The sequence below is a fragment of the Flagellimonas sp. 2504JD4-2 genome (assembly GCF_053642935.1).
Window position 1 is genome coordinate 721,463 of record NZ_JBSIOV010000001.1, and the last position, 12,118, is coordinate 733,580.

11 protein-coding genes are annotated in these 12,118 nt (G+C 41.5%); 7 read left to right on the top strand and 4 right to left on the bottom strand.

The genetic code is table 11. The features are described 5' to 3' along the window. Positions 1–5: 5 nt before the first annotated feature. The 5 genes from ACULLH_RS03400 (at position 6) to ACULLH_RS03420 (ending at position 5,396) form a co-directional block, all read left to right on the top strand. Positions 6–1,163: a beta-ketoacyl synthase N-terminal-like domain-containing protein gene (locus ACULLH_RS03400; protein WP_454087319.1), complete on the top strand. Its 1,158-nt coding sequence runs from the start codon at positions 6–8 to the stop codon at positions 1,161–1,163. 63 nt (positions 1,164–1,226) lie between these two features. After that, a complete protein-coding gene (locus tag ACULLH_RS03405) occupies positions 1,227–1,805 on the top strand; it encodes a hypothetical protein (protein ID WP_454087320.1) in 579 nt (192 codons plus the stop codon). Between the two features lie 4 nt (positions 1,806–1,809). Further along, positions 1,810–3,243 carry a flotillin family protein gene (locus ACULLH_RS03410; protein ID WP_454087321.1) on the top strand — a complete coding sequence of 478 codons (1,434 nt, stop codon included), beginning with the start codon at positions 1,810–1,812 and terminating at the stop codon, positions 3,241–3,243. Between the two features lie 120 nt (positions 3,244–3,363). Further along, positions 3,364–4,464, top strand: a complete 1,101-nt coding sequence (gene bioB, locus ACULLH_RS03415; RefSeq protein WP_454087322.1) for a biotin synthase BioB — start codon at positions 3,364–3,366, stop codon at positions 4,462–4,464. Positions 4,465–4,523: 59 nt separating this feature from the next. Beyond that, positions 4,524–5,396 carry a cupin-like domain-containing protein gene (locus ACULLH_RS03420; protein WP_454087323.1) on the top strand — a complete coding sequence of 291 codons (873 nt, stop codon included), beginning with the start codon at positions 4,524–4,526 and terminating at the stop codon, positions 5,394–5,396. 4 nt (positions 5,397–5,400) lie between these two features. Here ACULLH_RS03420 and ACULLH_RS03425 read toward each other — a convergent pair whose 3' ends face one another. From ACULLH_RS03425 to ACULLH_RS03440, 4 genes are all read right to left on the bottom strand, one after another. Then, positions 5,401–5,883: a regulatory protein RecX gene (locus ACULLH_RS03425; RefSeq protein WP_454087324.1), complete on the bottom strand. Its 483-nt coding sequence runs from the start codon at positions 5,881–5,883 to the stop codon at positions 5,401–5,403. A 13-nt stretch (positions 5,884–5,896) separates the two neighbouring features. After that, positions 5,897–8,257, bottom strand: a complete 2,361-nt coding sequence (locus ACULLH_RS03430) for an alpha-L-rhamnosidase-related protein (protein WP_454087325.1) — start codon at positions 8,255–8,257, stop codon at positions 5,897–5,899. A 92-nt stretch (positions 8,258–8,349) separates the two neighbouring features. Further along, positions 8,350–9,897 carry an Rne/Rng family ribonuclease gene (locus ACULLH_RS03435; RefSeq protein ID WP_454087326.1) on the bottom strand — a complete coding sequence of 516 codons (1,548 nt, stop codon included), beginning with the start codon at positions 9,895–9,897 and terminating at the stop codon, positions 8,350–8,352. Positions 9,898–10,170: 273 nt separating this feature from the next. After that, a complete protein-coding gene (locus ACULLH_RS03440; protein ID WP_036380395.1) occupies positions 10,171–10,461 on the bottom strand; it encodes an HU family DNA-binding protein in 291 nt (96 codons plus the stop codon). 123 nt (positions 10,462–10,584) lie between these two features. Between ACULLH_RS03440 and mutY the strand changes: the two genes are divergently transcribed. Next, positions 10,585–11,622: an A/G-specific adenine glycosylase gene (gene mutY / locus ACULLH_RS03445; RefSeq protein WP_454087327.1), complete on the top strand. Its 1,038-nt coding sequence runs from the start codon at positions 10,585–10,587 to the stop codon at positions 11,620–11,622. Positions 11,623–11,645: 23 nt separating this feature from the next. Next, the gene (locus ACULLH_RS03450) at positions 11,646–12,101 is read left to right on the top strand and encodes a single-stranded DNA-binding protein (protein ID WP_454087328.1); all 456 of its coding nucleotides are present in this window, start codon (positions 11,646–11,648) and stop codon (positions 12,099–12,101) included. The last annotated feature ends 17 nt before the right edge of the window (positions 12,102–12,118 follow it).

The window sequence follows — 12,118 nt, forward strand, 5'->3', positions numbered from 1 at the left end:
TAAAAATGCTCAAAGAACCCATTTCCATAACGGCCTTATCCACTATTTCGGCATTGGGGAGTACCTCCAAAGAAGTATGGGACTCTTATATGGATGTTGATCATGCCTTTTCCAAAATCGATATTGGTGGACAGCAAGTATGGGGCTCTCAGTTGTCTGATGACATTAAATCCTCTTTGCAAAAACTAAGAAAATCAGATTCCAAGTACAAAGATTTGGACGAGACTGTGCTCTATGCAATACACTCAGCTCGAAAGGCAATTGAAGAAGCGGGTTGGGATGGTTCTGATAATTTTGGGGTTAACATCGGTTCATCAAGAGGAGCTACATCGCTCTTTGAACGATATCATGCAGCATACTTGAAGAGTGGAAAATCTTCGACATTGTCGTCTCCGACCACTACTTTGGGAAATATCTCTTCATGGGTGGCCCATGATTTGAAAACCAAGGGTCCTGAAATATCGCACTCCATAACATGTTCTACCGCGCTGCACGCGATGCTCAATGGAGTAGCTTGGATTCAAGGTGGAATGACCAACAAATTTTTGGTTGGAGGTAGTGAATCACCCTTAACGCCCTTTACCATTGCACAGATGCAAGCGTTAAAAATTTATTCTAAACAGTCAGGGGAATACCCATGTAAGGCACTCGATCTAAAGAAGAAACAAAACACCATGGTCCTTGGCGAAGGAGCTGGTATGGCATGTCTGGAAAAAGGCGAAAGACCTAATGCTTTGGGATTGATTCAAGGAATCGGTTATGCTACGGAACCCTTGGAACATAACATTTCAATCTCTTCAGATGCCCAATGTTTCCAGGATTCCATGAAAATGGCTTTAGGGACCATGAGCCCTGATGAAGTGGATGTTATTGTCTTGCATTCACCAGGTACGGTCAAGGGAGATTTATCGGAAGTTTCGGCCATAGAAAAAATATTTTGTAACAAATCTCCATTTTTAACAACGAATAAATGGAAAGTAGGTCACACCTTCGGAGCATCAGGAATCCTTAGCGTAGAAATGGCACTGCTTATGTTACAACATCAAACCTACGTTCAAACTCCATTTTTGAAACAAAATGTTGAAACAGCTTCAATTCGGAAGATAATGGTCAACGCTGTAGGTTTTGGCGGTAACGCGGTCTCAATTTTACTTTCCAAATAAGACATATATTTCATATAAAGTCTTACCTTTTTCATCTAAATAATAACCTAAAAACTGTTGATTATGGAAGAATGGTTCACTGCGCTTACATTGTTCGAAAAAGTTTACTGGATTACTGCTATAGCAGGTTCCATCGTGCTTTTGATTCTGGTTGTTCTAACATTCGTTGGGGGAGATGTCGAAGATGTTAGTGGGGACGTAGATGCCGATATTGATGGGGATGGTGGAATAGGATTTCAATTTCTCTCGTTTAAAAACCTCATGGGCTTTTTTACCATTTTCGGATGGTCAGGGATTTCATGTATAGATAATGGACTTTCTACTGGGGTAACCATTTTGGTGTCCGTAGTGTGTGGTTTGCTTATGATGTTTGCCATGGCCTCACTATTCTATTATCTGAGCAAGATGCAGAGTAGTGGAACCTTGGAATTAAAAAATGCCTTAAATCAAATCGGAGAGGTTTACCTCACCATTGGTGCGAACAGATCTAGTATCGGAAAGGTGAGTATCAATGTGCAGGGGACACTTCGAGAGTTGGAAGCATTGACGGATGAGGATGTTGACCTTAAACAAGGCAACGTGGTAAAGGTCAATGAAGTAACCGACAACGGAATATTGATTGTTAAACTCCTAAATAAATAACCATATGCTTTTATTTCCCTTACAACTGGGCGGAGGAGCTTCGCTCTTGACGATTGGCTTTGCCATACTGTTCTTTTTCATTATCATCATTTCCTTTATCCGGAGATACAAACGATGTCCCTCTGACCGGATATTGGTGGTATATGGAAAAGTAGGCTCTGGAAACTCGGCCAAATGTATTCATGGCGGGGCAGCTTTTATCTGGCCCGTGATCCAAGATTATGAGTTTTTAGATTTGACACCGATCTCGATAGAGGTGGACCTGACCAATGCCTTAAGTAGACAAAACATTAGGGTCAATGTTCCCTCAAGATTTACCATAGGTATCTCAACGGAACCGGGTGTCATGCAAAATGCTGCTGAACGTCTTTTGGGATTGGGGATGCAAGAAGTTCAGGATTTGGCCAAGGAAATTATTTTCGGTCAGTTGCGTTTGGTGGTTGCTTCCATGGATATTGAGGAAATTAACTCAGATAGGGACAAGTTTCTGTCCAATATTTCGCAGAGCGTTGAATCCGAACTGAAGAAAGTCGGACTAAAATTGATCAACGTGAACATCACGGATATTGTTGACGAATCCGGTTATATTGAAGCTTTGGGTAAAGAGGCTGCTGCACATGCTATAAATGCCGCCCGAAAATCTGTAGCAGAGAAGAATAGGGATGGTTCCATTGGTGAGGCGAATGCTTTGCAAGATGAGCGAACCCAGGTAGCCGCCGCAAACGCTAAGGCAGTAGATGGGGAGAACGTGGCCAAAATCGACATTGCCAATTCAGATTCCTTGAGAAGACAAAGAGAAGCAGAAGCAGAACGTACGGCGATAGCTTCAGAGAAAGTGCAGGCCGCAAAGGCTTTGGAGGAATCATACGCAGCGGAAAAAGATGCTGAAATTGCTAGGGCTGAAAGAGAAAGAAGCTCTCAACTCGCGGATATTGTAGTACCCGCTGAGATTGATAAGCAAAAAGTAGAAATAGATGCCGAGGCCGAAGCGGAAATGATTCGTAGAAAAGCCAAAGGTGAGGCGGATGCAATTTTGTTCAAGGCAGAAGCTGAGGCAAAAGGGATCTTTGAGGTACTCACAAAACAGGCCGAAGGTCTTGATCAGATTGTAAAAGCTGCGGGCAACAATCCTAAGGATGCCGTTTTATTATTGATTGCTGACAAACTTCCAGAATTGGTTGAAAAACAAGCCGAGGCTATTAAAAATATCAAGATTGATAAGGTCACTGTTTGGGATTCCGGTGCAAAGTCAGAAGACGGTAAAAATTCCACAGCCAACTTCATCTCTGGAATGTACAAGTCAGTTCCTCCATTGCAAGAAATGTTTAATATGGCAGGAATGCAATTACCAGAATACCTGAAAGGAAAGGAAATAACGCCCCCATCAAAGGACAAAAGGGGGAGTACCGATTCAAAAGGAGACAAAAAAGCTGAATAACCCGCTTGAATTCCTTGTGCAAGGCCATGACAAATATCATGGCCTTGTTCTTTTTAACCACATATAATTGCAGTGTTATAGGAATTAGGTCTATTTTTGAATTTGATTTACATTTGACTCATGATTACAGTACGACACAACTGGACCAAAGAGGAGATATTGGAGATCTATAACAAACCCTTGATGGAGTTGTTGTATGATGCAGCCACAATACACAGACAACATCACGACCCGAATACGGTACAGGTCTCAACACTGCTCTCCATTAAAACAGGAGGTTGCCCCGAAGACTGCGGATACTGTCCACAGGCAGCCAGATATCATACCGAAATTGATGGGAACGATTTAATGACCGTACAACAAGTAAAAGCCCAGGCATTGCGTGCCAAAGCCTCTGGAAGCTCAAGAGTGTGTATGGGAGCTGCATGGCGAAATGTAAAGGATGGACCGGAGTTTGACCAGGTATTGGAGATGGTGCGCACCATCAATAAGTTGGATATGGAAGTCTGCTGTACCTTGGGAATGTTGACAGAAAACCAGGCCAAAAGGCTGGCAGAAGCGGGTCTTTATGCCTATAACCATAATTTGGACACTTCTGAGGATTATTACAAGGATGTAATCTCCACCCGCGCTTTTGAAGATCGCTTGGAGACCATTGACAATGTTCGTAAGAGCAATGTTACCGTTTGCAGTGGTGGAATCATTGGTATGGGAGAGGCTTTGGAAGATCGTGCTGGAATGTTGGTAGCACTCGCATCGCTTAATCCACAACCAGAATCGGTACCTATCAATGCTCTTGTGGCTGTGGAAGGTACTCCGATGGAAGATATGGAACCTGTTTCCATCTGGGAAATGATTAGGATGGTAGCAACCACACGAATTGTAATGCCTGAAACGCAGGTGAGGTTATCCGCTGGACGAACCGAAATGAGTCGTGAAGGTCAAGCCATGTGCTTTTTTGCAGGCGCCAATTCCATTTTTGCAGGAGATAAATTGTTGACAACACCAAATCCGGATGTCAACGAGGATATGGAGATGTTCAAGCTTCTTGGCCTGAACCCTCAAAAACCATTTACAAAAATCTCCCAACCTAAAACCGTGGAAGCCAACGACTCAGAGTTTCAATCTTTGGGTGAAAAGCCAAAATGGTCCCGCCCAGAACATAAAATTGAGAGAAACGAAGCAGCCAAACAAAAATCAAAACTGGTATCTAAAGAATAGGCCTACAAATCCTGTTTAAAAACCTTTTATTAATTTAGTTGGTTCAAATCATTGAGATTTTGCAGCTGAATCTTGAACAAATCCCAAGGGAAAAGACACTTTCAAAGAAAGAGTTCATTCGCAAATACTTCAAACCTCAAAAACCAGTGGTCATTGAACACTATATTGAGGATTGGCCAGCATACTCCAAATGGAATCTTGATTATATTAAGGAAATTGCTGGAGATAAAACGGTTCCGCTGTATGATGACAGGCCCGTTAAGCATGATGAGGGATTCAATGAGCCCCATGCGAAAATGAAGATGAGGGACTATATCGATTTACTGAAAAAAGAACCTACCAAGTATCGCATTTTTCTCTGGAACGTTTTAAAAGAAGTGCCCAAGCTCCAAAAGGATTTTAAATATCCCGATTTCGGACTTCGTTTGATGAAAGGATTGCCCATGCTCTTTTTTGGGGGGAGTGATTCCCATACATTTATGCACTATGATATTGATTTGGCCAACATCTTTCATTTTCATTTTGAAGGAAAGAAACAATGCATCCTTTTTTCCCAATCCGAAACCAAGTTCCTGTACAAAATTCCTCATTCCTTGATTACCAGGGAGGATATAGATTTCGCTGACCCGGATTTGCAAAAATGGCCAGCTTTGAAACATGCCCAGGGACATGTTGCGCAATTGGAACACGGAAATGTACTTTATATCCCTGAAGGCTATTGGCATCATATGAAGTATGTTACTCCAGGATTTTCGATGAGTTTAAGGGCAATTCCTCGTAAACCTAAAAACTTTGGAATGGCGGTCTACAATATCTTCTTTATGCGTCATTTTGATAATCTCATGCGCAAATTGAAAGGCCAAAAATGGATCGATTGGAAAAATGAAAGAGCTATCGCCCGAACCAATCGTTTGTTGTTTGGGAAACAGTAATCGCTTAAATCAATTCCTTCAGTTTTTCATAGACCAAATGACTCTCCCACCCGCGGTAGAGTAGATAATCAGCCAGTTTTTTCTTTCTCTTTTGAACGTTGGATTCCTTGATTTGGGCCAATCGTTTAATGGCAAGCTCATTTAGGGTTTGCAGATAATCCTCTTCTTCAATCTCCTTTAACGCACTCTTTATATTGAATGATGAGATTTGACGTTGCTTCAACTCGTTCACAATTCGGGTTTTCCCCCATTTTTTTATCGAAAACTTACCTCTTGCAAAACTTTTGGCAAAGCGCTCTTCATTTAAATAGTTTTCCTGGATAAGATGGGCAATGATTTGGTCAATAGCCTCAGGAATCATGCGCATCTCCTTTAATTTTCCCAATACTTCTTTATGGCATCTGTCCTGATAGGCGCAATAGCGCTCCATTTTTTGTCGGGCCTCTTGAACCGAGGTGTAATTGTGGGGTGAAGACTGCCTTTGCATTCAGATTATCCAATTATTTTTTCTTGACGACAATTTTTGCGTCAGTTGTTACAAAAATTGATTTGGCTCCTTTGGAAGTGGTTTCGACCTCACCTTCGATTGCTTCATAAGCACCTTCGGGAAGTTCAAGTTGGATGGTCCAATCGGAATTTGTTTGCTCAACCGCAATTTGTTCCTTGTTATAAATGATAGAGATTGTATTGTCAGCTATTTTTACGTTTTCCAACGAGGCCCCCTCTTCCCAACTGCTTGGCATTTGTGGTTTAATGATCACTGTTTTTTGCTGGGCCATGGGCTGTATTCCGAAAAATTGCTGAACAATAGGAACGGCATAGCTGTAAATATTCCAAGCCTGTGTCATCATCCCATAATCCGGCGAAACTTCATAGATGCTCCCAGGAAAAGCATAGCTGAAAGTACGTGTCATACGCTGTAGATAATCCAAAGCCTCGTCAGGTCTGCCATAATTGTTTTCAGCAATGGCTTGAACACCTGTGGGCAGCGTCATTACAGCTCCGGTATATGAAAAGACCTTACTGCCCTTAAAAGAACCAAAATCCTTGCCAGCGGAATCATCCCGGTCTATTCCGGTGACAAACACCCCAAACGGGTTTGTAAATTTTTTGGCGGTATTCAATGCTGATATGGCGTTGGAAGAATCTGCAATACCCATCTCCATAGGAGTGTTGACTACCCAGTTGTGATGCAGGACAAAAGGTCTTAGTACTTCTGATGGATTTTTCAAGATTTGCTGTTTGGTGGCTTCAAGCTCTTCGATGGCCCAGGGTTTGTTCAATGTATCTGCTCGGACAACGGCATCTTCAATGAGATGTATGGCTTGTTCATCGGTGCCCAAAAAGTCGGCATACGAATTGAATTCTTCCGACCACAATTCTGTATTTATTTTTTCCTTTAGAAAACCCGCCAAGGCTTCATATTGATTGGCCAAATCCGGTTTTTCGAGCTCCATGGCCATCTTGCCAGCGTCTTCAAAGGCTCTTTGTGTATAAGCCGCGACATCTATCATTTCACTGTCCAGTCCATGGATTTCCATCATGCCAAATCCATCGGGGAAAAGATTTTTGTTGCCATCGTTCTCCTCCAGCAACCATGTCAGACCCTTTTCCACAGTTGGGAAATACTTTTCCAAGAACTCTTTGTCCCCGTTCCATTTGTAGATTTCCCATATCAACGAAGCAAATTGAGGTGTCTCATTAATATTTCCTTCATTAAAAACGCTGCCGTTTGTTGACATTTCATGGAGAATCTTACCGTTTCCATTTACGGCCATAGAAACACTGTCCAACAGCTGTATGGTCTGATTTACGATAGCCTTTTGACCAATGGCCATATATCCTTTTAGGGCATACTCACTGTCAACACCAAACCACCATGGGTAATCGGGAATACCTGCGCCTATTCCTGTTCCGATTTCTGGAACTGTTCGTACCAACCAATCGCAATTGTATTTTAGCCATTCAAACGCCTGTTCTAGGTCTTTGTCAGGAATGGTCAACTTGGACTGCTTTGCGAGCATCTCATACCGTTCCTTTTTTTGTTGGGCCATTGCCAGATAATTATGCTGAATGGCGTCATAGGTACTTAGGGCATCTTCTTGTGAGGTATACGACCCCGCAATAACAAAACTTAAAACCTCCTTTGACTTTGACGGAACGGTTATAGCATATTCCAAAGTATTTGATTGGCTATTCTTGTCCTTTTCCTTTTGAAGGGATTCATGCGATGCGGGCTTTTGGTCAGATCCGAAGATATTGTACCAGGAGTTGGAGTTATCTTTTACGATCCATTTACCATTTTCATAAGATCCTGAATCCGGTCCATCGAACATTTCGGTGCGTTCGCCAAGCCATGTGGGCCTCAGATCAGTGTGTCCAGTAAATTTGAAAGCCATGTCTTTATCACCTTCAGTATCGTTATTGATAATAAATTGAATTAGGATACCCTGTTTGTCATCAGGGACAAACTGCCATCTTTCAACCGTAATGTTTTGGGAAGACCATGAAAAGCTGTGCTTATTGGCCATGGGAAAGTTCACGAATTCTGAGCCCTTATTCAGTTGCAATGTATCCCCATCAATGATCAAATGGGTATCAAACCCATCCATCAGCTTTATGGGATGGTTCCAGATACCACCCATTTCACCCTTTATGTGCCACCCTAGATCTGGGAAACTACCATCTTGATGGCCCACCATATACACCCGGTTGCCAGCGGTTACAAATGGAGACTCCAAATAATCGGATTTCCCTGAAATCGAAGGTGAATCAACCAATAATTCAGCAATGGAGTTTTGCGTTTTTGTGGAGCAGCTAAACAGTAAAAGGACGGAAAGAAAAGAATAAATGGCTTTCATGATCACAAGATGGATGGTGTTAATCAAAAATACCATATTGTTCCGAAATCCATAAAACAAAAAAGCGACCCCATCGCTGAAGTCGCTTTTTGTTACCTAATTGTTCTACCGTCTTTATTTTTAAAACGATATTCAAGGTATGTGTAGGCATCCCTAGGTTGGATTTTTATCCATTTCTTGTACTCCAAGAACCACTTGAAGCGTGGCGAAGGAAATCCTTGTGTAAGGTATGCCGCAATAAAAGGATGTATATTCAAAATAATATCCTTGTCCTTTATATTGCTCTTCATTATTCGCTCCAAATCCACGTTGATTTTATCGATCAAAACTATGGGGGCCTCTACTTCGGCACCGTTGCCGTTCGGGTCTTCCTCACTGGTTTTGATATTCATCTCGGGACGTACCCTTTGCCGTGTAATTTGTACCAACCCGAATTTACTTGGGGGTAAAATTTTGTGTTTGGCACGATCGTCCTTCATTTCTTCCCTAAGATGATCATATAATTTTCTTCTGTGATCACCTTTGGTCATGTCGATAAAATCTATAACTATGATTCCACCCATATCACGTAACCGCAATTGTCGCGCGATTTCGGTAGCGGCCAAAAGATTTACTTCCAGAGCGGTATCTTCCTGGTTCTTTGCCTTGTTCGAACGGTTACCACTGTTCACGTCGATTACGTGAAGCGCTTCGGTATGCTCGATAACAAGGTAAGCACCTTTGCTCATGGAAGCAGTACGGCCAAATGAGGTTTTGATCTGACGCTCAATTCCGAATTTTTCAAAAATTGGGGCAGCACCTCCATAGTGTTTTACGATGGATTCTTTCTGGGGTGCGATTTCATGCAAATAATCCTTGATTTGATTGTAAAGCGTCTCATCATCAACATGTATTCCCGTGAAGGAATCGTTGAAAACATCACGTAAGATAGATGAAGCCCTATTGAGCTCTATCAATACTTTGGATGGATGAGGTGCTCTTTGCAATTTCTTGCACATTGCAATCCATTTGGAGTGCAAATTCTGAAGATCTTTGTCAAGTTCTGCAACTTTTTTGCCTTCTGCAACGGTACGTATAATTACGCCAAATCCTTTGGGCTTAATACTCTTTACAAGTCGTATTAGCCTATCCTTTTCTTCCTTGCTTCCTATTTTTTGTGATACGGAAACGCGGTCAGAGAATGGAACCATGACCAAATAACGTCCGGCTATGGAAAGCTCGGAGCTGATTCTCGGCCCTTTGGTGGAGATGGGTTCTTTTACAATTTGTACCAATAATGACTGATTGGCCTTAATAACGTCGTTAATACTGCCATTTTTGTCTATATCTTTTTCAAATGGAAAATCTTTAAGGGAATAGTCTTTTAGCTTTCCCGTTCTTACTTTCTTGATGAATTTCAACATGGAGGACAATTGTGGGCCTAGGTCATGGTAGTGCAGGAATGCATCTTTTTCATAACCTACATTAACGAATGCCGCATTTAGGCCAGTGACAGGCTTTCTAATCTTAGCCAAGAATATGTCACCGACGGAAAAGTTGTTGTCGTCCTCATCTTTGTGCAATTCAATGAGTTTTCCATCCTTTAGTAAGGCAAAATCGACTGCGTCAGTGCTAGATCTAACGATTAATTCTCTATTCACCTGAATCGATTTTAATTTATCCCATTAAAATGTGTGGGATAAATGATTAAACAATATGTAGAATCGGTTTTTGTAAAACCGATTGAAATTCTTTACCTGAATCTCTATATGTCAAAGAACGTATGTGCTTAAAATGAAAAAGTAGTTGTAACAACTACTTTTTCTTGTGTCGGTTAGCTCTCCTGCGTTTTTTACGCTTGTGGGTAGCTACCTTATGTCTTTTTCTTTTTTTACCACTCGGCATATGGCTCTTCCTTTAGTGTTAGTTATATTTTATTTTACTTGAACGTTGCTTTTTACACCTTCAACAAAAACCTTCGCAGGTTTGAAGGCAGGAATATTGTGGGCTGGAATTTTGATGGTAGTATTTTTTGAAATGTTTCTACCTGTTTTTTCCGCTCTGGTCTTTATGATAAAGCTTCCAAAACCTCTTAAATAAACATTATCTCCATTCTCCAAGGACGATTTTACCTCCTCCATAAAAGATTCTACTGTCGCTTGTACGTCTCCTTTTTCTATCCCTAGTTTTTCTGAGATTCTAGTTACAATATCTGCTTTCGTCATTTCGTATTATTATTTTCTTATTTTTTTAGGCTTGCAAATATAAAAATTTAAATTAATCTTTTGTTTAAAGCCTTTAATTTTAAGTATATAAACTGATACATTTGGCCCTTAGTATTTTCCTGCATGACTTTTTCCCAGCATATTCTAAAATGGTATGGCCAAAACAAGCGTGAGTTGCCATGGAGAGCAACCAAAGACCCTTATAAAATATGGCTTTCCGAAATTATGCTGCAACAGACCAGAGTGGCCCAGGGAATGCCTTACTACCATAAATTTCTAGACGCATTCCCCACGGTTTATGGGTTGGCAAATGCTTCGGAAGAGCAAGTGTTAAAGTTATGGCAGGGTTTGGGATACTACTCAAGAGCAAGAAATCTGCATGCTACGGCAAAAATGGTTGTTGAGCAGTACAATGGAAAATTTCCTGACTCTTACAAGGAACTTCGGAACCTCAAAGGAGTAGGGGATTACACCGCAAGTGCCATCGCTTCCATTTGCTTCGATTTGCCGGAACCGGTGGTGGATGGAAATGTCTATCGGGTATTGGCCCGATATTTCGGTGTCGGCTTACCGATAAATAGTACTGAAGGCATCAAATATTTTAAGGCACTGGCCCGGGAGGTTATGAATACGAAGAACATTCGTGATTACAACCAGGGAATCATGGAGTTTGGGGCTATCCAATGCTCCCCTAAAAAGCCGTATTGTCTGCATTGTCCCTTAAATGAAAGTTGTGTTGCGCTCAAAGAAAATAAAGTGGCCGATCTTCCCATAAAAATCAACAAGACCAAAATCAAAAATAGATACTTTAATTATTTGATTTATATGGATGGGGATGGGAAAACCTTACTTGAGCAAAGAACCGGGAAGGGCATTTGGCAAAACCTATACCAATTTCCTTTGATGGAATCAGAAAAAATACTTGATGGGAAAGCTTTAAAAGATGCTTTAAAAGGAATAAATGGATACCCAACCTCTACAACCATCAAACTTCATAACCAAGACCCGATAGTGCATAAACTGTCGCATCAACACCTTTATACCAAATTCTGGGTGTTGAACACAGAACAGCCCATTGAAAATGGTATTCCTTGGAAAAATATCGAATCGTTTCCGGTCCCAGTTTTGATCGCGGACTTCATCAAGACGTTGAAAATTTAGTACTTTTGATTAATTAAAGAATTATGAGCGGAACATTAAATAAAGTAATGCTTATCGGGCATTTAGGGGATGAGGTAAAGGTGCACTATTTTGAAGGAGGAGGGTGCGTAGGGCGTTTTCCTTTGGCCACCAACGAAACCTATACCAATAGGCAAACCGGAGAGAAAGTCACGAATACGGATTGGCACAATATTGTGGTACGGAATAAAGCCGCTGAAATCTGTGAAAAATATTTGAGCAAAGGCGATAAAGTCTATGTGGAGGGTCGTTTGAAGAACAGACAGTGGCAAGGTGAAGATGGAAATACCCGCTATACAACGGAGGTGCACGTCCAGGATTTTACCTTCCTATCCACTAAGGCGGAAAGCATGGCCAATACGCAACAAGTTCCCGAAGCAAGACCTCAGACAGAACCTGCACAACCTTCCGGTCCCGAATCGGTTGAAGAAGTGGAACAGGATGATGACCTTCCGTTCTAAAAAGTAAGTTTAAACCA

What these genes read in the sequence shown, in the direction of transcription:
- ACULLH_RS03450 (WP_454087328.1), top strand. Translation starts at nt 11,646, where the DNA reads ATGAGCGGAACATTAAATAAAGTAATGCTTATCGGGCATTTAGGGGAT.
- ACULLH_RS03405 (WP_454087320.1), top strand. Translation starts at nt 1,227, where the DNA reads ATGGAAGAATGGTTCACTGCGCTTACATTGTTCGAAAAAGTTTACTGG.
- mutY (WP_454087327.1), top strand. Translation starts at nt 10,585, where the DNA reads ATGACTTTTTCCCAGCATATTCTAAAATGGTATGGCCAAAACAAGCGT.
- ACULLH_RS03430 (WP_454087325.1), bottom strand. Translation starts at nt 8,257, where the DNA reads ATGAAAGCCATTTATTCTTTTCTTTCCGTCCTTTTACTGTTTAGCTGC.
- ACULLH_RS03410 (WP_454087321.1), top strand. Translation starts at nt 1,810, where the DNA reads ATGCTTTTATTTCCCTTACAACTGGGCGGAGGAGCTTCGCTCTTGACG.
- ACULLH_RS03440 (WP_036380395.1), bottom strand. Translation starts at nt 10,461, where the DNA reads ATGACGAAAGCAGATATTGTAACTAGAATCTCAGAAAAACTAGGGATA.
- ACULLH_RS03400 (WP_454087319.1), top strand. Translation starts at nt 6, where the DNA reads ATGCTCAAAGAACCCATTTCCATAACGGCCTTATCCACTATTTCGGCA.
- bioB (WP_454087322.1), top strand. Translation starts at nt 3,364, where the DNA reads ATGATTACAGTACGACACAACTGGACCAAAGAGGAGATATTGGAGATC.
- ACULLH_RS03425 (WP_454087324.1), bottom strand. Translation starts at nt 5,883, where the DNA reads ATGCAAAGGCAGTCTTCACCCCACAATTACACCTCGGTTCAAGAGGCC.